Raw genomic sequence first — 21,696 nt, 5'->3', positions numbered from 1 at the left:
ATTACCTCAGGTTATATTTTTGATTAGACACCTAAATCATAACACGAGGTCACTATGGATTTTTATCTGTTCAATTTCATTTTACAATTAACCTAAATTAACGTGTCTTTTTTTATACTCAAATTTAAGGGGAGGTGGTGTTGTATGTGACCGACCAGCAAAAACAAGCTTATAAAGACTATGATTGTTGTAAATATTGTTTGCGTTGTTGGTAGCAAAGTAGTTGATAAGCTTACTGTAGATAACACAGCTACTACCACTGTCACACCTGCTGCAGCTACACCTCCAGCACAGCAGTAAAATATAAAATCATATGATGAAATGACAAAGCCTCGGCATTGGATAAAACTAGTGTCAGGGCTTTTTTATTTTACGGAGTGAATTCAGTTGCTAAAATGCACTCATATATGTAAAATAGCTGCTCAGGTATTATTTCCCATGCTTATATATTATATAACCAAAATATACAAAAATAAAAATTGGTTAAATTGTTGACTTAATTATTGAAAACTAAGTATAATATATTAAGAGCAAATAATTTAAAAATAGAAAGTGGTTAAAGTGCAGGCATATGAATATATTCCAAAATTACTAAGAGCAATGTTTAATAATGATAGAAAAAGTGTTGAAGCATTTGCTTTATTAATTGGAAAAAAATTAAAAAAAGAAGATCCGACAGTTGCAGATGAGGTACTAAACATTTTATCTTATGCCAATGCAGGAAGTGAAGTTACACGTAGTATTAATATTTCACCAATACCAGTAGACAAAGAAACACGTTATCAATTAGCAAATTTAGAAGAGCCTATTAAGTGTGCTGAACCAGTCTTATGCGAAAGTGTTATGTCACAGCTAAATGATTTTTTGAAAGAACGTAATATGCTGGAAATTTTTTTGAAAGAAGATATTATCCCACCTAATAGTATTTTATTAAGCGGACAACCCGGCGTAGGAAAAACATATACTGTAAAATGGCTTTCTTACAAATTGAATATGCCTGTAATAACTTTAGATTTAGCTAATTCAATATCCAGTTATTTGGGTAAAAGTGGTCAAAACATCAAAAGCTTGTTCCAATATGCAAAAGAGCAAAATGTTATTTTATTTTTAGATGAAATTGATGCAATAGCAAAACGCCGCGATGATATGGGAGATTTAGGCGAATTAAAAAGACTGGTTAATGTTTTATTGAAGGAATTGGATGATTGTCCGTTTACGTGTATCATAATTGGAGCGACAAATTATCCAGAATTACTTGATAAAGCTATATGGCGCAGATTCGATAGAAATATTGAACTTTTAATGCCTAGTGAAGCAGAGAGAGTAGTACTTATACGCCGAACATTAGGTAACAGAATTGAATCCATAAACAAAGAAATTTTTAACATATTGGTAAAAAATACCAAAAATGTTTCAGCAGCAGTTATATGCAAAATGTGTGAACATATAAAACGAAAAATGATACTAGACACCAAAGAATCAAATGAAATTAATGCATTGAAAGGATATTTCGAAACTGTTTTTATTTGTAATAAAAATGATAAAATAAATTTTTGTAAAGAATTAAAAAACATAATGCCCAAAATAAGCACACAAAAAATATCTCTTATTACAAAAATACCATATACAAGTGTTAGACGTTATTTGAAAGGGTGAATGTAATGACAGATTATAAGCAACTAATACTATCAAATGGAGAATACTATGTTGAGCCAATACGTAAAAAAAATTCATTCCCATCAAAAGAGCAACCTCATTTATATGAAGAATCCAAAACACGTTTGCTCAAGGATTTAAAAAAAATTCAAGATACTATTTCCGAAAACGATAAAGAAATATTTGTAAAAGATGCAAAAGTTATTTGTGCCAGATTAGAACCCAAATTTGAGGCAAAATCTTATCAACCTAATGCTTTGTTGGCTAATACAAATATAAAATTAATTGGAGGTAGACGGTATACAATAAAAGATAACAAAGAAAATATTCAACAGACCAAAAAAGAAAAAGCTAAGTTATATTTTTTAAAAGTAACAGATGATGAACTATCAGAATTAGAGGACAATTTCGCCACCACTCATAAGGATAATAATGAGTCATGGCGAAAGGAAATTTGTACAATAAAAAGTTTTGATTTATTAGAACCAAATGAAAAAGTTATGGGATTCTCTGCTGATTGGGAACAGGGACCAGTTGAAATAATCATTCATCCATTAGAAAATTCTGCAGAAGATGCTTTAAAAGGATTTTTTTCAATAACTGATATAAAAAAGGAAAATGTTGCTGTTCATACATATGATGATGGATTAACATTTATTTGTGCAAATCTTGGTAAAAATACAATTGATAAATTAAAAACATATAATCCTTTGCGTAGTATAAAACCAATAGGTAAATTACGATTTGATCCATTACGCTCTGTAACATCAGTAACAGACGCTCCATGCCTTCCCGATAAAATATATAAATCACAAATAAAAGTTGGTGTATTTGATGGCGGTATACAAAATGATATCACTTTATTACGTAATTATGTAACACCATACGACTCTGTAAACACATCTGCAGACACAGGCTCATTAGAACATGGTATAAGTGTATGTGGTGCAGTATTGTTCGGTGATTTAAAAAAACAGCTTTCAAAGGAAAAAATAACAAATCCAACTGTTTCAGTAGAATCATTCAGAGTGTTTCCTGCTGTTAAAACAGGAAATACATCAGATGATTTAGAAATGTATACCACAATTGATATTATCGAAAGTATTGTAAAAGAGCATAAGGATATAAAAATATTTAATATATCATTTGGACCTAAAGGACCAATTATAGATGACGATTTAAATAGATTTACTTATGCATTGGATAAGTTAACTTATGATGTCTCAAGTGAAGATGAAAATCCATTGTTTTGTGTTGCGGCTGGAAATGATGGAGATGTTATATTCCCTGGAAACAGAGTACAATCTCCGGCAGATATGGTTAATGGTCTAGCGATAGGTGCGTATACTTTTGTTAAAAATGAAAAAGTACGTGCCAAATATAGCTGTGTTGGCCCTGGACGAGAAGGTGCTAAAATTAAACCTGATGTTTTAGAATTCGGTGGAAGTAGAGATAATCCATTCATTTGTATAGCGTCAAAAAATAAAATTGGCATAAGTGCAGGAACTAGTTTGGCCTCTCCTGTTACAGCAGGTAAAATAGGAAAACTTCTGGCAGCATCAAAACAAATTATCCCACACCTTGGTAGAACATTGTTAATACATTGTGCTGAATCTCCAAAAACGACGAACATAAATGAAGTTGGTTTTGGATATGTTCCAGAAGATGTAACAGATATTTTAAAATGTGAAAATAATAAAGTAACTACGTTGTACTCAGGAGAATTTACTGCGTCTACCAGTGTTAAATTACCAATATTCTTACCACGAATAAATGGAATGTCAGGAAATGTACATATACGGTGGACAATAAGCACAGTAGTTAATCCTAACATTAATGACTCAGATGCTTATACTAATAATTGTATTGAAGATACATTTTATCCGCATAATATGACATTTACGTTTACAAAAAAAGGGGAAAAGACAGTAAGATTAAATTTAGCTGCTCCGCATAATGCTAAGACAGCTGCAACTTTACTGGATAACGGTTATAAGTGTTCTGATTTACCGGTATCGTCTTCAGCTAAAAAATATGACAGTGAAACTAACTTAAGGAATAATGATTTTAAATGGGATACTATCATTCGAAAAAATAAATCTATGCGATTATCATCTTTACTAAGTCCTTTCTTAGTATTACATGCAATAGGACGAAATAATTTTGAACATGAAAAAATAAGATATTATGTTGCCATAACTGTAAATGTTCCCAAATACAATGGCAGTTTATACGATGCTACTCTTCAAGCATATACTAATCTAGTCCCCATAACGGTTAGAAATGTTAATAAAGTTATGGTTGCTGTACATAATAAAAGTTAATGCATCATACTATTTAAAATTTATTAAGCATTAAACAAAAGTGTAACCCATTCTGTGTAAACTCCACAGATTAACGCTGAAAATTCAAAAAGCAGTAAGCGATCAGCTAAATAGTGTATAGTAAAATACCGCTGCTCATGTATAAATTATAAGGTCAGCGGTATTTCCAAGATTTTCAGTAATCAGCCTCAAAACTGTCTGCATTTTAAATAAATTTTTCGATTAATTGATATAAAAGGATTCAAGTTAAAAAGTGAATAATATTGCTTAAACCATTGATACTACTGGGTTTATTCAAGTTTTAGAAATGACTATAAAGTCCTATATCAGCATCTGTATTGTATTATCCACTACATGCCATCAACTTACACGGTTGGTGGCCCTTTTTTTTATAAAATGCGAACTTTTTTGTCATTTGTCTGCAAATTTGTCTGCAATTATTGTTCTAAGCCAAATTCGCCAAAGACTTCAAAAGTTTATTTATGTGTTTTTAGAGTGTTGTGTGCATAAATTTCATTAACCATTTAAATAAATATCAACGAATTGGTGGCAATACTTTTAATTGTAATACCGCTCTTATTGGTAAGTGTGGTATGGGTATGGTGTAAGCTATGAAAAATAGGAAAAAGTTTTGCATCTATAAGAAAGAATATAATTTGACGATGGCCGCACATGAATGCGTGCGGTTTTTGTGATATAATGATGCCGTCTTTATGAATGTAGTATTATCATATAATTGAAATAAGGAAGAATAAATGGATAAAATAAAAACAATAGAGGAAATATTACTTAATTCTATGCCTTCGTTGCAGACGGTGTTATTGGATGGTTGGGTACTGCGCTTTAATAAGAATTATACATATAGGGAAAATTGCGTTTGTCCGCTATATTATAATGCTGATATAGAAAAAACGAAGAGAAAAATTGCTATTTGTGAAGAAATATATGATAGGAATGAATTACCAACTGTCTTTAAAGTTACACCTATTATACAAAAAGATCTGGCATCAATTTTATTGGACATGGATTATGAAAAAATAAAGACAGTGTACATTATGAATGGTGATTTGAAAAATATGACTATAGGAAAAGCTCCAACTGGGATTGTACTTTGTGCAGCAGATAATCCTGAAGATTGGCTCAATGCTTCGAGTCGATTGTCTGGTCTTACGGATAATAAATTGATATCAATACACGTTCAGGAAATAACAAATATTGCAGTCAAACGTATATTTATAAAGGCAGTTTTTAATGGAAAGGTGGTTGGTTGCGGTTATGGTACGGTTGAACGTGGTTATGTGGGAATATATGGACTGCATGTAGATAAAGCTTATCGGAAAAAAGGAATAGGTACATCAATTTGTGGGGCAATTTTTAAATTTGGCCGTAATAATGGAGTAGAGAATACATATTTAGCTGTAAATAGCGCAAATAAGAATGCTATTTCCCTGTATTCACATATGGGATTTGCTAAACTATATGAATATAATTTTTATCAAAAAACAGATAGTAAATATAAAATTATTGATGCATAAATAAAGGATTACCTTAAGTAATATTTAGCACTCTTTTTGGGATGTTTTTTTAGCGCCAGAACATAGTTATCAGTCCTAAATCTATCAGCATTTATAATAATATTTGACACTAAAAGACTAAATTGGAAGTAGTAAAAAATATTATTCTACACCATGATAATACTAGATTTTTGAGGAATAGTAATTTATATAAAGCTTTATAATGATCTATGGATTGTATTATTAACTACAGACCAGCACCTTATACGATTGGTGGTATTTTTTGCCCATTATAGGCATAATTTTATTTTACCTATAGTAAAAATATAAATCAGTAAGTAGAATCGCAAATAAACATTCAAATATTATATTACTATCTGGAAATGTTTATTAAAATATTGTGGGAATAAATTCAATATTGCAAGTATTCATTGACAATTACATAAAAAATAAGTATATTGATAATACAATTAAATACTATTAAATGCTATTCAGCAGAGTGCTGCAAAACTTGAAAGATGGGTCGATAGGAATCGGCATGCTTTTGCAATCACAAGGAAAATATTATTTTACGGACGAGAATATATTACAGAATAAGTTTCAAAATAAACAGCATAGCAATCCAGTCCAAGAAAGGGAGAAGATCAAAGTGAGTATAAATGTATTATGAAGCAAAAGTAAAAAAATAGGTAGAGAAAGTTATATTGTCTATGGTTCGGAAAGAAAAACAGAAAATGGCTGTGTTTCTATTCCGAACATCGGTTTGTATTGCCAAGTTTCAGACAGTCTTTTTGCAGGGAATATTAATGACATAGAAGAAATACGTGTTGGGGAAAGACATCCTGCATATAAAGGCGGGATAGCATATTGCCTGGTGATAAGACAGGGAGCGTTGTTTACTCCTTTTAATAGAATGAGAATACCAGTATATGTACTTATATGGTATATTAATATGCAGGAGATTAAGGATATTGTCCGCGGGCTTAATGTGCAGCGGCAATCATCTGATTTACCGATGTTTGATGAAATGTATAATTCGAATAAATATTATGAATTTAAAAACGGGATTGTCAATATAAAAAGGTATAAAAAATATTGCTGAATAAAATGCTTAATTTACCACCATTTTTTATGAAAGTAATGGTGGTAAATTAAATTTTAGATAGAAAAATAAAAAAGGCATATACAATTAGTTATAGCGCTTTTAGATATAATGAAGGGCGGTAGTAAAAATAATGGGGAAAGATGTAAATTATACTGAAGAACCCAATAGTGAGATATACCTTGCCGGTGGATGCTTTTGGGGATTGCAGGCATATCTTGATAAGCTGAAAGGGGTAATCTGTACTGAAGTCGGTTATGCAAACGGATATACGGAAATGCCGAGTTATGAAGAAGTATGTTCTAATATGACTGGACATGCGGAAACGGTATATGTAAAATACGACAGCAACATAATCAGTCTTGCTAAGCTGTTGCAGTATTTTTTTAAAGTCATTGATCCTACAGCGTATGAACATCAGGGAAATGATTATGGCAGTCAGTACCGCACGGGGATTTATTATAAAAATACTTGTGATAAAAAAATTATTGAACAAGTGACGACGAAAGTAAAACAGCAATACACAGCTGATATTGTAACTGAAATATTACCAATCAAATGTTATTATTCTGCGGAAGCTTATCATCAAAAATATCTTGAAAAAAATCCGAGCGGTTACTGCCATATTAATTTAAAATCATTGCAAAATGATCCGATGGCAAAAGAATAAAACAGGAAATGTACAGATGGCATTATAATGACAGATGTGTTTGACATAAAAATTTCTAAATGATATCATACATTTACTTTTACAACTAAAATCATATAGAAGAGGTGGTTTATTCTGTTACTAAATGAAGTATCAGACAATGTTTCACTGCAAGGAAAGCATTCAGCACGTAAGCAGTCAATGGAAATTGGCACGTTGGTGTATGAAAATCCTGCTATGCAAAATCTACCTGATAAAGATGCTATTTTGGTAATAAGTTTTGGGACTACACAGAAGCAGGCCAGAAATAATGCTATTGAGAATATTATAAATAAAATAAGGCAGGCTTATCCGACAGTAAGGATAGCTGCTGCGTTTACGTCACATATTGTTATACGGCGCATAAAGGAAAAAGAAGGATTGTGCTATAATACACCGGAAAAGGCATTGGAACTGCTTAGGCAGGAGGGGTATACAAGAATTGCCATAGTGACTCTGGATATTATTCCGGGGATTGAATATACGTATAAGCAAAAGGTATTTTTGAATTATAAAGCTATGTTTAAAAAAATGACGATAGCTGTTCCGCTTTTATACTGGATGGGACAAAAAGGCCATCCAGATGATATAATGGACGTTTTTCAGTCGTTGCTAGCAGAACTGGCGCAAAAAATAAAAGACTATGATGCTGTTCTAATTTTTGCACATGGAACGTTGCATCCGGCAAATGCTTATTATTCAGTGATTCAAGACAGATTAGTGCAGATGAAGAAGAAGCAGGTTTATGTGTATACAGTAGATGGCTGGCCAAATCTTGCCACTATTATACCTAAGTTAAAGGGAAATGGTTATAAAAAACTTTTGCTTATTCCGTTTATGATAGTGGCGGGAGAACATGTCTGTCAGGATATGGCAGGACAATCAGCAGATTCGCATAGGGCTATTCTGGAAAGGGAAGGTTTTGTGGTTGACTCTTACCTTCATGGTCTGGGGGAAAGTGCTACTGCGTGTCGTTCCTTTTTGGCAAGGACAGAGCAGGCATATTCTAAATTGATAAAAGATACAAAATAAATTTGCAGTACAATGGGGAGATTTTATGGAAAATAAGATGATGCATGCTATTCTGGTTGAACCGGGTAAAGATCCGGAAATACTGCTTTTACCTACAGAAGGTTTAAAACATGAGGAGGCAATACGCGATACTCTTGAAGGTAATTATGGAGCGGTAGAGTTTTTTAAAATACAGGAAGGCGTATCCTTATTTATTTTAGTGAATGACCTTAGTGTTGTATTGCAGATGAAGCCTAATCGTCGTTTCCCCGCACCGGATGAAAAAAATATTATATATGGCAAGGCTATTTTTATTGCCGCTTACAATGGAGAAATTGAAGGAGCAGAAGGAACGCTGGATATGCCGGAAAACATATGCAGACTTTTTATTGAGCAAATAAAGAAAAATTTCTTACCATGCGATGGTTCAGAAAAACCTGCCGAAGAAGAAAAACTTTATTATGATAATAAGGGGCAGGAAAATGAACGAACCTTTTACTGGCAAGAAATTTCTAATCCCGGTCATTTAGGACGGCCGATTGTTGCTGGACGAGTGAAGTTTTATGGTCAGGAAACACACGAAATAATGGAAATAAATGACCGGTTTTTTAAAAAAATCATTGTTAATAATGCCGATAAAAAAAGTACGCCCAGAGTTTAAGTTTCTGGGCGTACTTTGATAAGCATAAGCTGGTTGAACCGGTTTTATGTTTATTCGCTAAATGTTCCATAGATGAGAAATATATTTAAGCCGATCAGGATTAAAGAAATAGTCCAAGCCGAATATTTAATCCAGGCAGGATTGACAAATTTTCCCATTAGTTTTTTACTGCTTGTAAAAATTGTGAGGGGAATAATGGCGAACGGTAATTGTATGCTTAGAAAAACCTGTGTATATAATAACAGATTTTCAACGGCATTTTCTTGATTCCCATAAAGCACCACACAAACCAGTACCGGAATGATGGAAATTATTCGTGTCACTAAGCGCCGCATCCACATGGGCATTTTCAAATGGATAAAGCCTTCCATTACAATTTGCCCGGAAAGGGTACCGGTAATGGTAGAATTTTGGCCAGAAGCCAGCAGGGCGACCGCAAACAGTGTACTTAGCAAAGGGCTGGCAATGATACCGATGATTTCTGGATTATTGAGGGCGTTATAAAGGTCTACGAAACGTCCAAGATTAGTGGCATGACCATAAAACATTGAAGCACCGAGAATAAGCAGCAGGCAGTTGATAACAAAAGCAACACTCAATTGAATATTTGAATCGATAAAAGCAAAATGAAGTGCTTCTTTTTTGCCTTTATCTGTCCGTTCATATTTACGCGCCTGGATAATGGAGGAATGGAGATAGAGATTGTGCGGCATGACAGTTGCACCGACAATACCCAGCGCAATCAGTAATTGACCTTGGTTGGTAGCAATCTGTGTGTTGGGAATGAAACCTGCAGCTATTGCCCCTACATCAGGATTACTGAGCAGGACTTCATAGAGGAAAACAGCAAGAATCGTAATAATCAGGGTAGCAACAATTGCTTCAATTTTGCGAAAACCAACTAGGGCTAATAAAAGCAAAAGTAAGACATCACCAACTGTAATTAAAACGCCTAAAAACAAAGGAATTTTGAATAAAAGCTGAAGAGCAACTGCCCCGCCGATTACTTCGGCTATATCAGTTGCCATAATGGCAAGCTCTGTTAGAATCCATAGTGCGAAGGATACGGGAGCATTGGTAGCGGCACGCGTAGCCTGCGCCAGATCCATACTGGTGGCAATGCCAAGTTTGGCGGACATGCTTTGCAGCAACATGGCAATTAGATTTGATATCAAAATTACACATAAAAGTGAGTATGCGTATTGTGCACCGCCCTGAATAGATGTAATCCAATTTCCTGGGTCCATGTAACCAACAGCCACTAGACATCCGGGACCACTGTAAGCAAGAAGTTTTTTTAAAAATCCGGCATTTTGTGGAAGTTGCACCGTGTTGTTGATTTCCTCAAGACTAGGGCCATTGGCATAACGCAATAAATGCGGCGGCTGTATGGCATTCCTTCTTCTCATAATTAAATTATCCAGCATAGTTGATTGATCGCCTCCCAAATATGATAGTTAAATTCATAAATAATAACAGCGTTAAGCATCGACTTCAATATGACAAGCTGCTTTGTAGCTTAAAACAATTTGTTTATCAGCTAGCTTAATGGTAATTGGCCCTTCATAAGGCTCAATGGAAAGAACAGTGAAACTGCTGCCAATTTGTATATTTCGTTCCTGTAAATAATTTAGAAATTCTTTTTCCTCAGTTACTTTTCTAATGGTTGAAGTGTCTTGAACAGACATTTGAGCAAGTTTACGCAGCGGTATGGCCTTGATTTTTCCGTCAGTGCTTGGAATGGCAGCTCCGTGCGGGCAAAAATCCGGATGTTTGAGAAAAGCATCTAGACTTTGGGCTAAGCGTGGAGAGGTAACGTGTTCTAATAGTTCGGCCTCCTCGTGTACTTCGCTCCATGAGTAACCCAAATGGCGCAAAAGAAAAACTTCCCAAAGACGGTGGTTTCTTAAAAGTGCGGCAGATTGTTGTTTACCAGCTGGTGTCAGACGTATGCCATGATATGGCACATATTCTACTGCACCTTCTTTTTCCAGTTTTGTAAGCATTTCGCTAACTGATGCAGGTGATATATGTAAAGCGTCTGCAATTTTTTTATTGGCGATGAGGTCGTCACAGCCGCCTAGTTTATTAATTGCCTTGAGATAGTCTTCCTTATTCGGTGTCATGATATTCTCCTCTTTTAGGTATGCCTAAATTATTTTTAATATATACCTAAAAATAATTTTTGGCAAGTCTTATCTGTAAAATAATATATAAAAAATTAAAAAAAGTTATATCGATTTAGAAAGCATAACCGTATTTTTATAAAAATATAACTCTCGGTATGTATCTGCCGAGAGTTATATTTCAGGATATTGTTACTATTATATTTTAATGGTGCTGCAAGAAAAATTTTCAATTTGCAAGAAAATATATAGTTGCGAGCAATGTTTGTAATAAAATTCAATAATTCAGTCGTAAACTAATTGAGTGTCTGGATTATTATTATGCCAATTATCATGAGAAGCATACCAAATAGAGCACTGTTTTTTAAGCGTACCTGATAAAATATAATATCGATAAAACCAGTAGTGAGCATGCCAGCAGCTCCCCACATGGCATAGGCAGTACTGACTTCCATTGTTTTTATTGCCTGCGACAAAAAGAAAAATGCAGCAAAAACACAAGCAAGTGCACAGAAACCCCAGAGCTTTTGGCGAAAGCCAACGGACTTTTTCAGCAGGATATTAGAAGTAACATCCATTATGACAGAACCGCATAAGAACAAAATTCCCTCATTCATGGTGTTCACCGTTGATTGTGCCATTTTTCAATAGAATAATCCCTAATAAAATTGCTGAAAAGCCGATAAGTTTACTTGCTGATAATTTTTCTGCAAAGATGAGGCAGCCAATAATAGTAATTGCTATCAAACCGGAACCTTCCCAAACAGCATAAGCAGTACTTATAGGAATTTTAGTGACTGCTTTAGATAAAAGGTAGTAAGAAAAACCTATAAGTGTGAAAATGATACTGTAACTGATAACAGATTCATTATCACCAAAAAATTTGAGCATTGTGGTGCTGGAGATTTCCGCAATGACAGCAAACATTAATGCATACCATTGCTTCATAATATCAAACTCCTTACATTATAAATAAAATGTGATCATATTATTATTAAAATAGTATTCTTTACATATATATAGTATCATATTATTCAATGTATTGTCGAACAGGATTAATAGGCAGTTAATAGTTTTAATCAAGCCTATTCGGGTTTAAGGTGATTGGCTGAGTAGTTCCTTGTATCTCCGTGCAACTGCTCTTGTTTCCTACTGTAACAGAATAAATGCAATATACGTTTATTTATTTGTATATATCATTTTATTATATTAAAATATAAGTTAAATAGCAGAATTTATTGGTATTTTTACTGTTACTTTCTAGCTGAAATGGCAGTCATTTGTAAATTATAATATGTAGAGTGAATAAATTTTTATAATATAGAGGTGTTAAAATGACTTCGAGAGCTAAAGCATACATAGCTGCGTTAGTATATGTAATGATCATAGGGCTTTCGTTTATGTTCGTGAAGATAGCCTTGCAGTCGGCAGAGCCGTTGGATATACTGGCTGATCGTTTTTCTATCGCGTTTCTGGCAGGTTCTTTTATTCTCATTATCAAAAAAATAAAACTTCACATTAAATTTAAGGATTTACTTGCTATTTTACCGTTGGCAATGTTTTATCCAGTCCTGTTTTTTTCTTTTCAAGCATTTGGTCTCGCTTACGCAACTTCAGCAGAGGCAGGCATAATCCAAGCATGTATTCCTATTCTCACATTATTGCTGGCAATGGCCTTCCTTAAAGAAAATTCATCAGCACGTGAAAATATTTTTACGCTTTTGTCAGTGAGCGGAGTAATCTATATATTTGTTATGAGTGGCAGCAGTGCACAATACACAGATATTGTCGGTATGGTATTAATATTTTTTTCGTCGTTGGCAGCGGCCTGTTATAATGTCATGGCTAAAAATTTGACTAGAAAATATTCTGCCATTATGCTTACTTATTTTATGACCGTGCTTGGTATGCTTGTATTTAATTGTGCTGCTTTATCCCAACATATCATGAATAATACGGTAAGAGATTATTTCCTTCCGTTTACAGATGGGTCGTTCCTTTGGTCTGTATTGTATCTAGGCATTTTATCATCACTAGGCAGTGCTTTTTTGTCAAACTATGCTTTAGGAAAAATTGAAGCAGCGAAGATGAGTGTTTTTACCAATCTAGGAACTTTGATTACTATTGCGGCAGGTGTTTTATTTTTACAGGAACAGTTGCATTATTTTCAGTTGATTGGTGCTGTTCCAATTATATTGGGAGTAATAGGTACAAATTATTTTGCGGCAAAGCGTGAACTTAAAAAATAACATAAAAAAACAGAGGTAAAATGCCTCTGTTTTTTTACGAAATTTTCATAAGATGGATTTCATTTATAACGGATTAGTTCCAACAATTATAATTACCGTTGTCGTTGTCGCTAAAACGACCGTAACCACCACAGAAATTGCTGCCCTGATCAGTGCTTAATGATGAAACCGCTGAAGAATCTTTTATGCTGTTAGGTTCAGAAGTAGCGGCGAAAGCCGTTAAGGACATAGCGCTAATCGCCAGTGCCGCAGTTAAAGAAAGTAATAATTTTTTTCCCTTCATGATCAAAACCTCCTATATAAATTCATAAAAATACCATAAAATATTTTACCCAACTTTAATAATAATAGCTATTTATGACAAAATTATGGCAAAATAGTTCTACCTAGGTAAATATTTTGCATAGAAAAAGTATAAGAACTTATCTTAGCAGAATAAGTTCTTATACTTTTCTAATGAAATGGAGTTGTAATATTGGTATTTTAGGAAAGATACTGTTAACATAATTAAATATAGCATATATTACTTATCAAGTCAATAATATTTAAAATAATTTATTCAAGCTGTGTTTATGAAATAGTAAATAATTTTATCAGTAGGATAAAGGGGAGTGCTTTGGATATGGGGTATCAGGAATAGGTGTTGAAAAAATATTGATTAAAAATTTTAATAAAAATTTTTTTGTACTTTACAGAGCTTTTTAATAGTTATATGATATCTATCATGAAGAATTGTTATTTTTTATTATGACATTAATTTTGATAATCGTTATAAAAATTATATAATAATTCTATTATTTAATGAATCTAATTTATTTTTGGAGGGACTCATAAAATGGAGCTTTTAGGTTTTATTATCCTGATTGCCTGTCTTGTTGTCGGTGTTCATTACGGTGGATTGGGACTGGCTGCTGTATCAGGTATAGGTTTGGTGTTTTTTGTTTTTGTTGTAGGTCTGGTACCAGGCAAGCCGCCTATTGATGTAATGCTTACGATTATGGCAGTAGTTACTTGCTCTGGTTTTCTGCAGGCATCTAAAGGGTTAGATGTTATGTTGAAATATGCAGAAAAATTATTGCGTAAGAACCCGCAGAAGATAACGGTGCTTGCGCCAATTACTACATGGTTCCTTACAGTATTATGCGGAACGGGACATGTTGTTTATACGATGTTCCCTATTATTTATGATATTGCAATAAAGCAGAATATCAGACCAGAAAGACCTATGGCAGTGGCTTCTGTAGCCTCCCAAATGGGAATATGCGCTTCACCGGCATCAGTTGCCGTGGTTTCAATGGTGGCTATGCTGGCTAATACGTCAGCACCTTTAGGTGTTGTACAAATATTGACAGTGTCCATACCAGCTACTTTTTGTGGTGTAGTAGTCGCCGGTTTATGGAGTCTGCATCGTGGGAAAGATTTGGCTAAAGATCCAGCGTTCCAGGCAAGAATAGCAGATCCAGAACAGCGGGCCTATATTTATGAAGACCAGGGTGAATCTGTAGCTAATATGAAATTACCTACAACAGCTTATAAAGCTACTTTTATATTTTTGTTAGGCATACTAGTAATAGCTTTGTTTGGTAGTTTTCCAAAAGAATTATTGCCACTAGTACCAAATGCGAAGGGCGTATGGGAACCGCTTTCTATGACGCCTACTATTCAGTTATGCATGCTTGTCATTGCGGCTGTTATTCTCTTAGTAACTAAAGTAAAAGTAAATGATGTCACTAATGGTTCAGTGTTTAAGTCCGGCATGGTAGCCGTGGTTTCTGTATACGGTGTAGCATGGATGGCAGAAACTTATTTTGGTGCATATCTACCAGGAATGAAAAAGACGCTGGGCAATATAGTTCTGCAATATCCTTGGACATATGCCGTAGTATTGTTTTTCATTTCTAAACTTGTTAATTCCCAGGCTGCAGCATTGGCCATTGTTGTACCGATGGCATTAAGTGTTGGCGTACAGCCGTTGATAATTATATCGTTTATATCGGCTTGCTATGGTTATTTTGTATTGCCTACGTATCCTTCGGATTTGGCTTGTATCGGTTTTGACCGCTCAGGTACTACCCGCATAGGTAAGTTCGTAATAAACCATAGTTTTATCATTCCAGGTTTGGTAGGGGTAGTTACCGGTAGCTGCGTGGGTTATATTATCGCACATATATTGTATTGAAATAGTTTATAGTAATTATATAAATCCAGTAAGCCTTTATAGTTTTAGGACATATGGCACAATTATAGTTAGTAAATTGTAGATGGTTTTATTAAAGCTGTCTGCAATTTTTTTATGCTTTGTAGATAATGGTTTATAAATGGATAATAAAATAAACCGTCAGGTTAATTGTTTGATGGCTTAAATCTTATTGCATAATTAATGCATTTGTTGTATAATATCAATTGTATGGTAGTACTTATATAAAAGAGACCATCGCACGTTAAAAATGCGATGGTCTTTTTTATGTTAAATGTTTTAATACACTTTAGTGATCTGGAAACCATGTTTTTTTAGTTCGTTGGAGATTTTTGCTATATGTTCACTATTATGTGTTTCCACAGTTACTTCTAATAATACTTTTTGGAAGCTGTCTATTACTTTTGCCTGGTTATGGTCAAGGCGGATGACGTTAGCACCGAGGTCGGCTAGTATTTGTGAGATGGCAAGAAGCTGCCCTGGCTTGTCTGGGAGCTGGACATTGAAACAGAATACGCGGCTGCGTGCGATTAATGCTTTGTCGATGAGCGCAGAAATTGTAGAAATATCGATATTGCCGCCGCTCACGATGGCAACAACTTTTTTCCCTTTAAAAGGCAGTTTTTTTAGGGCTGCAAGGGAGAGTACACCTGCCCCTTCGGCGATGAGTTTATGTTTTTCTATCAATGAGAGTAAGGCTGACATTATTTCAAATTCTGAAACTGTGATTACTTCATCAACATATTTTTTTATAAAAGCAAAGGTTAAATCTCCCGGTGTTTTTACGGCTGTTCCCTCTGCTACGGTTTCTACGTTTGTAAGTGATACTACCTTACCAGCGTCCAGAGAAGCTTTTATGCAGGCTGCACCTTCTGGTTCGACACCGATTACCTTAACGTTGGGATTTACCAGCTTTGTCGCCATGGCTACACCACTGGCAAATCCACCACCACCGATTGGTACGAGGATGGTATCGACATCTTTTAAATTGTCTATGATTTCTAAGGCTGTTGTGCCCTGTCCGAGTAAGACCTGTAAATTATTGAAAGGATGGACGAAGACATAGCCATGTTCTTTTTCTAATTCATAAGCTTTGGCGCAGGCATCATCGTAACTGTCGCCGTGAAGGACTACTTCTGCACCATAAGCACGTGTTGCTTCAACCTTGAGGATAGGTGTAGTGGCAGGCATGACAATCACGGCCTTGATGCCCAGTTTTTGGGCGGCGTAAGCTACACCTTGGGCATGGTTACCAGCTGAAGCTGCGATTACACCGCGCTTTTTTTGTTCATTAGAAAGTTGGCTGATACAATTATAAGCACCACGCAGTTTGAATGAACCGGTTTTTTGAAGATTTTCTGGTTTTATGTATACGTCATTAGCTGAAACTTGAGAAAAATATTCACTATAAATAAGATCTGTGTGGCGGATTACACCATCCAGTTGTTTAGCGGCGCGGTATATATCAGCTATTGATGTAGCAGCAATAATTTGCTCTGGAGTTTGTTTTACTGTTTCTTTTTTTGACAATGTTTTTTCCATTATAAAATCCTCTACCTTTATTTGTTATAATTACCAGTCAAAAACCAGTAAAATTCATTATATCTAAAACATGGCATATTTGCAATGTTACAATTAGCTTTTAGCGGTTAGTATAAAAAATCTCAAATTTATTTTGTAATACTATTGTGAAAGGACAACAAGGCAGGTTGTTATTTGTCTGCGTCACAGAAAACAATATTATTATGAGGCAAAATAAACCGGCATTTATAATAGTAGGAATTTATCCAAAAGGGAAAAATAAAAAGTGTAGATACAATATAATAAATAAATTTAAATAAATCTTGCATTGTGAGTAAAAAAGCGATATAATATATTTTGTTTTCAACGGGATGTAGCACAGCTTGGTAGCGCGCATCGTTCGGGACGATGAGGTCGCAGGTTCGAATCCTGTCATCCCGACCATTTTTAATCAATGATCTTTCATTGATTTGATAAAAATGAAAAAAATTGTTTACAAATGGTCTCAAGCATGATATTATATATTACCGACGGCTGATTTGATTGAAAGCTAATAACATGCTGATGTAGCTCAATTGGCAGAGCAGCTGATTTGTAATCAGCAGGTTGGAGGTTCAAGTCCTCTCGTCAGCTCCAAAACATTATCGCGGGGTGGAGCAGTTGGTAGCTCGTCGGGCTCATAACCCGAAGGTCAGAGGTTCAAGTCCTCTCCCCGCAACCAATATGCTGATGTAGCTCAGTCGGCAGAGCGTATCCTTGGTAAGGATAAGGTCACCAGTTCAATCCTGGTCATCAGCTCCATAGGAATTGCGGCGGCGTAGCTCAGTTGGCTAGAGCATGCGGTTCATACCCGCAGTGTCCGCGGTTCAAATCCGTGCGCCGCCACCAAACCTCAAGTATAACCCCTTTGTATTGGGGTTTTATTTATGTAAGTGGATAATTAAGCGGTTTTTGATTGACAGTTACTACTTGCTTATGGTACAGTTTAGTCGAGTACGTGACAGAAGAGTTATCTGGTATTTAGAGCGGCGCCTGATAAGTTATCATATGAATTATTATTCGGTAAGGAGTGCATGAAGGATGCGTAATGCAGTTACTTTGGCCTGTACAGTTTGCAAGCAACGCAATTATCAGACCAATAAAAACAAGAAGAATGATCCAGACAGATTGGAAATGAATAAATACTGTAAATTTTGTCAGAAACATACACTGCACAAAGAAACAAAATAAAACGGGCAGTTGGAAAAATGAAGATGGTGAGCTTTATACTGTATCTATTAGGATGTGAATGGATTGACTGATGGGAAAATGACAACTGAAAATGAAAAAAGTAAGAGTTTTAATTTGAAAGAGTTTTTAATCGGCGTCAAGGCAGAAATGAAAAAAGTGGTTTGGCCTACTCGCGGGGAATTGTCTTCTTATACAGTCGTTGTATTCATCGCAGTTATATTTGTGTGTGCTCTCATCTGGATATGCGATACCGTTTTCGCCAGAATTTTAGAAATGATTTTACGTTGATGCCGGGGAGGTATAGTGAATGTCCATTAATGCGGAAACTGAAAAAAGATGGTATGTCATTCATACTTATTCCGGTTACGAAAATAAAGTAAAAGTTAATCTGGAACGTAAAGTTCATTCTATGGGAATGGAAAGTGAAATATTTAAAATTGTCGTTCCTTTAGAAAATGAAATTGAAAAGAAAAACGGAAAAGAAAAAGTAGTAAGCCATAAGGTTTTTCCGGGATATGTACTAGTAGAAATGATCGTTAGCGATCGTTCTTGGTATGTGGTCAGGAATACACCGGGTGTTACTGGTTTCGTTGGTTCAGGAACAAAGCCTATTCCATTAACCGAAGGAGAAGTTAAAAAAATCCTTAGTGCTTGTGGAGAGGATGCGGCTGCACCGACGGCAGCAAAAGCCAATATTGATGTTGAAGTAGGCGAAAGTGTACATATAAATTCTGGCGCTTTTGAAAACTTTGCGGCGACTGTCAGTGAAATCGATTATAATAAGGCAAAAGTGAAGTTGATTGTTGATATGTTTGGCAGGGAAACGACTGTAGAAGTCGGCTTTGACCAGATAGAAAAGATTTAATATATCTCGTTTAAGGAGGTGTTAGATATGCCGAAAAAAGTTGTAAAAATGGTAAAACTGCAAGTAGCAGCAGGTAAAGCTACCCCTGCTCCTCCGGTTGGCCCTGCATTAGGTCAGGCTGGCGTTAACATTATGGCTTTCGTTAAAGACTTTAATGAACGTACAGCAAAACAGGCTGGTCTTATAATACCTGTAGAAATCAGTGTATTTGAAGACCGTTCATTTACTTTTGTTACTAAGACTCCACCGGCCGCAGTATTGTTAAAGAAAGCTGCTGGTATTGAAAAAGCTTCTGGAGAACCGAACAAGAATAAAGTAGCTAAATTGTCCCGTGCAAAAGCCGCAGAAATTGCTGAATCTAAGATGCAGGATTTGAATGCTGCTGATGTTGCTGCCGCTACCCGTATGATAGAAGGTACTGCCCGCAGTATGGGAATTGAAATCGTTGATTGATTTTATAATAAGTGGGAGGCATAGCCGTTATCACCACGAAAGGAGAACGTTTTATGGCCAAATTGGGCAAAAAATACCAAGATGCGCTTAAGCTTGTTGAAGATAAGCTGTATAGCACTGCCGAAGCTGTAGACTTGGTAAAAAAGACTGCTACAGCTAAGTTTGACGAAACAATAGAAGCATCAATACATTTAGGGGTAGATCCTAAATACGCGGATCAGCAGGTTCGCGGTGCATTAGTTTTACCACATGGTACTGGTAAAACTAAGAAAGTCCTTGTTTTTGCTAAAGGTGATAAAGTGAATGAAGCAGAAGCAGCAGGAGCTGATTTTGTTGGTTCTGATGAATTTGTCACCAAAATTCAGGGCGGATGGTGCGATTTTGATGTAACAGTTGCAACCCCTGATATGATGGGTGTCGTTGGGCGTTTGGGGAAAATCCTCGGACCGCGCGGTTTGATGCCTAATCCGAAATTAGGAACTGTTACGATGGATCTTACAAAAGCAATTAATGAAATAAAAGCTGGTAAGATTGAATATCGTACTGATAAAGCTGGTAATATCCATGTGCCTATCGGCAAAGCATCTTTTGACAGCGCCAAGCTGCTGGAAAATTTCCAGGTATTGCTTGATACACTGATAAAAGTAAAACCAGCTACATCAAAAGGACAGTATATGAAATCAGTTACCATAAGTGCTACAATGGGACCTGGTGTTCATGTTAATCCGTCTGTAAAAACATCAAAAGCTGAATAATACATCTTAAGAACTTAAGACAGCAGGTGCCGTTAAGCGGTATAATTAGTGATTGCCTGCCGAGGTTTAATGGATTTTTGATATATATGGTCTTGTGCCATTATTCTTAAATGCAGCCTGCGGCAGAGATCGCAGGCTGTTTTAGTATGTAAGTATAAATTTTGAGAGGAGGTGTTTTTATGGCAGTACGTCCAGAAAAACAAGCTGTTGTCGCAGAACTGAAAGAAAGCTTTGCAAGTGCAAAGGGGATTGTTCTCACTGGTTATAAAGGACTCACTGTTGCGCAGGATACAAAACTTCGTGCTAAAATGCGTGAAGCAGGTGTTAAGTATCGCGTAGTAAAAAATACGATGCTTCGTTTTGCTGTTAAAGATCTTGGTTATGATGATCTTGTTCAGTATTTGGAAGGTACAACAGCAGTCGCTTATTCTAGTGAAGATGTTATTGCTCCGGCAAAAGTCATTGAAGCTTTTATAAAAGAAAATAATTTAACCAAGACTGATACATTGGTTGTTAAAGCTGGTGTTGTTGACGGTAAAGTTATTGATGCCGCTGGTGTTAAAGAATTGGCATCGCTTCCGTCCCGCGAAGTCCTTATTGCCAAATTGCTTGGCAGTATGCAGGCTCCTATTTCCGGTGTGGTCAATGTACTTCAGGGTACAATTCGCAACGCTGTATATGTGCTTGAAGCTATTCGTAAACAAAAAGAATCAGCATAAGCAAGCCGTATTTATATAATAAGAAAATAATATTTAATTTTGGAGGAATATTTAAAATGACTAAAGAAGAAATTATGCAGGCCATTGAAGGAATGACTGTTCTCGAACTGTCTGAACTTGTAAAAGCTATGGAAGAAAAATTTGGTGTTAGTGCAGCAGCTCCTGTCGCTGCAGCAGCAGCTCCTGCTGCTGGCGGTGCCGCAGCTGAAGAAAAAACAGAATTTGATGTAATTCTTGCATCTGTTGGTGGCAGCAAAATTGGTGTTATCAAAGCTGTTCGTGAAGTTACCGGACTCGGCTTGAAAGAAGCTAAAGCTTTAGTTGATGGCGCTCCTACAGCTATTAAAGAAAAAGTAGCTAAAGATGAAGCTGATACAATTAAAGATAAATTAGAAAAAGCTGGCGCAACTGTAGAAGTAAAATAATTTTACTTTTGCTTAAAACCCCGTATCTGAAAAGATATGGGGTTTTTGTGGTTCTATACTAAATGTTGGGGTAAGCAAAAATTCAAGCTTACTCTGACATTATTTTTTCTTAAATTGCAATATCAAATTGAACAGTTTGTAAATCCACTAACTGCCTAACTTCTTCTAAAAATACTTCTTGAGGAGTTTTATATCCCAAT

At 35.4% G+C, this 21,696-nt stretch carries 21 protein-coding genes, 5 tRNA genes and 1 other annotated feature; of the genes, 20 read left to right on the top strand and 6 right to left on the bottom strand.

The genetic code is table 11. From position 1 onward, the window contains the following. The first annotated feature begins 561 nt into the window (after positions 1 to 561). From EDC37_RS11700 to EDC37_RS11675, 6 genes are all read left to right on the top strand, one after another. On the top strand, positions 562 to 1,656 hold the full coding sequence (locus tag EDC37_RS11700; RefSeq protein WP_132551555.1) for an AAA family ATPase: 1,095 nt from the start codon (positions 562 to 564) through the stop codon (positions 1,654 to 1,656). A 5-nt stretch (positions 1,657 to 1,661) separates the two neighbouring features. Then, positions 1,662 to 3,980 carry a S8 family peptidase gene (locus tag EDC37_RS11695; RefSeq protein WP_132551553.1) on the top strand — a complete coding sequence of 773 codons (2,319 nt, stop codon included), beginning with the start codon at positions 1,662 to 1,664 and terminating at the stop codon, positions 3,978 to 3,980. A gap of 755 nt (positions 3,981 to 4,735) precedes the next feature. Further along, the gene (locus EDC37_RS11690; RefSeq protein WP_132551551.1) at positions 4,736 to 5,515 is read left to right on the top strand and encodes a GNAT family N-acetyltransferase; all 780 of its coding nucleotides are present in this window, start codon (positions 4,736 to 4,738) and stop codon (positions 5,513 to 5,515) included. Between the two features lie 1,214 nt (positions 5,516 to 6,729). Beyond that, positions 6,730 to 7,266 (top strand): peptide-methionine (S)-S-oxide reductase MsrA, encoded by a 537-nt coding sequence (gene msrA, locus EDC37_RS11685; protein ID WP_132551549.1) that lies wholly within the window; start codon positions 6,730 to 6,732, stop codon positions 7,264 to 7,266. A gap of 180 nt (positions 7,267 to 7,446) precedes the next feature. Further along, positions 7,447 to 8,316 (top strand): sirohydrochlorin cobaltochelatase, encoded by an 870-nt coding sequence (locus tag EDC37_RS11680; protein ID WP_132551547.1) that lies wholly within the window; start codon positions 7,447 to 7,449, stop codon positions 8,314 to 8,316. A gap of 25 nt (positions 8,317 to 8,341) precedes the next feature. Next, the gene (locus EDC37_RS11675; RefSeq protein ID WP_132551545.1) at positions 8,342 to 8,956 is read left to right on the top strand and encodes a hypothetical protein; all 615 of its coding nucleotides are present in this window, start codon (positions 8,342 to 8,344) and stop codon (positions 8,954 to 8,956) included. Between the two features lie 50 nt (positions 8,957 to 9,006). Here EDC37_RS11675 and EDC37_RS11670 read toward each other — a convergent pair whose 3' ends face one another. The 4 genes from EDC37_RS11670 to EDC37_RS11655 form a co-directional block, all read right to left on the bottom strand. Beyond that, positions 9,007 to 10,383: an Nramp family divalent metal transporter gene (locus tag EDC37_RS11670; protein ID WP_231040121.1), complete on the bottom strand. Its 1,377-nt coding sequence runs from the start codon at positions 10,381 to 10,383 to the stop codon at positions 9,007 to 9,009. A 54-nt stretch (positions 10,384 to 10,437) separates the two neighbouring features. Then, positions 10,438 to 11,082 carry a metal-dependent transcriptional regulator gene (locus EDC37_RS11665; protein ID WP_132551543.1) on the bottom strand — a complete coding sequence of 215 codons (645 nt, stop codon included), beginning with the start codon at positions 11,080 to 11,082 and terminating at the stop codon, positions 10,438 to 10,440. Between the two features lie 296 nt (positions 11,083 to 11,378). After that, a complete protein-coding gene (locus tag EDC37_RS11660) occupies positions 11,379 to 11,699 on the bottom strand; it encodes an SMR family transporter (protein ID WP_132551541.1) in 321 nt (106 codons plus the stop codon). Continuing rightward, positions 11,692 to 12,030 (bottom strand): DMT family transporter, encoded by a 339-nt coding sequence (locus tag EDC37_RS11655; RefSeq protein ID WP_132551539.1) that lies wholly within the window; start codon positions 12,028 to 12,030, stop codon positions 11,692 to 11,694. Before EDC37_RS11655 ends, EDC37_RS11660 begins: the two co-directional genes overlap by 8 nt. A gap of 386 nt (positions 12,031 to 12,416) precedes the next feature. Here EDC37_RS11655 and EDC37_RS11650 point away from each other — a divergent pair, with 386 nt between their 5' ends. After that, positions 12,417 to 13,331 carry a DMT family transporter gene (locus EDC37_RS11650; RefSeq protein ID WP_132551537.1) on the top strand — a complete coding sequence of 305 codons (915 nt, stop codon included), beginning with the start codon at positions 12,417 to 12,419 and terminating at the stop codon, positions 13,329 to 13,331. A 73-nt stretch (positions 13,332 to 13,404) separates the two neighbouring features. On the opposite strand, the gene EDC37_RS11645 is transcribed toward EDC37_RS11650, so the two are convergent. Then, positions 13,405 to 13,614 (bottom strand): hypothetical protein, encoded by a 210-nt coding sequence (locus EDC37_RS11645; RefSeq protein WP_132551535.1) that lies wholly within the window; start codon positions 13,612 to 13,614, stop codon positions 13,405 to 13,407. A 552-nt stretch (positions 13,615 to 14,166) separates the two neighbouring features. Between EDC37_RS11645 and EDC37_RS11640 the strand changes: the two genes are divergently transcribed. Next, entirely contained in the window at positions 14,167 to 15,510 is a 1,344-nt protein-coding gene (locus EDC37_RS11640; protein ID WP_132551533.1) for an anaerobic C4-dicarboxylate transporter, read from the top strand. Between the two features lie 297 nt (positions 15,511 to 15,807). Here the strand turns inward: EDC37_RS11640 and ilvA are convergent, their stop codons facing one another. Beyond that, positions 15,808 to 17,070, bottom strand: a complete 1,263-nt coding sequence (ilvA, locus tag EDC37_RS11635; RefSeq protein ID WP_165874516.1) for a threonine ammonia-lyase — start codon at positions 17,068 to 17,070, stop codon at positions 15,808 to 15,810. A 346-nt stretch (positions 17,071 to 17,416) separates the two neighbouring features. On the opposite strand from ilvA, the gene EDC37_RS11630 reads away from it, so the two are divergent. The 12 genes from EDC37_RS11630 (at position 17,417) to rplL (ending at position 21,496) form a co-directional block, all read left to right on the top strand. Continuing rightward, positions 17,417 to 17,493, top strand: a tRNA-Pro gene (locus EDC37_RS11630). A 116-nt stretch (positions 17,494 to 17,609) separates the two neighbouring features. Further along, positions 17,610 to 17,685, top strand: a tRNA-Thr gene (locus EDC37_RS11625). A gap of 9 nt (positions 17,686 to 17,694) precedes the next feature. Continuing rightward, positions 17,695 to 17,770 (top strand) — tRNA-Met (locus EDC37_RS11620). 4 nt (positions 17,771 to 17,774) lie between these two features. Then, positions 17,775 to 17,850, top strand: a tRNA-Thr gene (locus EDC37_RS11615). A 10-nt stretch (positions 17,851 to 17,860) separates the two neighbouring features. Beyond that, positions 17,861 to 17,937, top strand: a tRNA-Met gene (locus EDC37_RS11610). Positions 17,938 to 18,129: 192 nt separating this feature from the next. Beyond that, positions 18,130 to 18,279 carry a 50S ribosomal protein L33 gene (gene rpmG, locus EDC37_RS11605; protein ID WP_132551531.1) on the top strand — a complete coding sequence of 50 codons (150 nt, stop codon included), beginning with the start codon at positions 18,130 to 18,132 and terminating at the stop codon, positions 18,277 to 18,279. A gap of 78 nt (positions 18,280 to 18,357) precedes the next feature. Then, positions 18,358 to 18,567 (top strand): preprotein translocase subunit SecE, encoded by a 210-nt coding sequence (secE, locus tag EDC37_RS11600; protein WP_132551557.1) that lies wholly within the window; start codon positions 18,358 to 18,360, stop codon positions 18,565 to 18,567. Between the two features lie 19 nt (positions 18,568 to 18,586). Further along, positions 18,587 to 19,144 carry a transcription termination/antitermination protein NusG gene (nusG, locus tag EDC37_RS11595; protein ID WP_132551529.1) on the top strand — a complete coding sequence of 186 codons (558 nt, stop codon included), beginning with the start codon at positions 18,587 to 18,589 and terminating at the stop codon, positions 19,142 to 19,144. Positions 19,145 to 19,171: 27 nt separating this feature from the next. Beyond that, positions 19,172 to 19,597 carry a 50S ribosomal protein L11 gene (gene rplK, locus EDC37_RS11590; RefSeq protein ID WP_132551527.1) on the top strand — a complete coding sequence of 142 codons (426 nt, stop codon included), beginning with the start codon at positions 19,172 to 19,174 and terminating at the stop codon, positions 19,595 to 19,597. Between the two features lie 53 nt (positions 19,598 to 19,650). Beyond that, a complete protein-coding gene (rplA, locus tag EDC37_RS11585; RefSeq protein ID WP_132551525.1) occupies positions 19,651 to 20,352 on the top strand; it encodes a 50S ribosomal protein L1 in 702 nt (233 codons plus the stop codon). Next, positions 20,348 to 20,506, top strand: a sequence feature (ribosomal protein L10 leader region). It overlaps the preceding gene by 5 nt. A 25-nt stretch (positions 20,507 to 20,531) precedes the next feature. After that, positions 20,532 to 21,071, top strand: coding sequence for a 50S ribosomal protein L10 (rplJ, locus tag EDC37_RS11580; RefSeq protein WP_132551523.1), 540 nt, complete (start codon positions 20,532 to 20,534; stop codon positions 21,069 to 21,071). A 56-nt stretch (positions 21,072 to 21,127) separates the two neighbouring features. Next, positions 21,128 to 21,496, top strand: a complete 369-nt coding sequence (gene rplL, locus EDC37_RS11575) for a 50S ribosomal protein L7/L12 (RefSeq protein WP_132551521.1) — start codon at positions 21,128 to 21,130, stop codon at positions 21,494 to 21,496. Positions 21,497 to 21,696 lie beyond the last annotated feature (200 nt).

Source organism: Pectinatus cerevisiiphilus, assembly GCF_004341685.1.
Taxonomy (GTDB): domain Bacteria; phylum Bacillota; class Negativicutes; order Selenomonadales; family Selenomonadaceae; genus Pectinatus; species Pectinatus cerevisiiphilus.
Note: the sequence above shows the minus strand (reverse complement) of the source record. Positions and strands in the feature narration are given on the sequence as shown.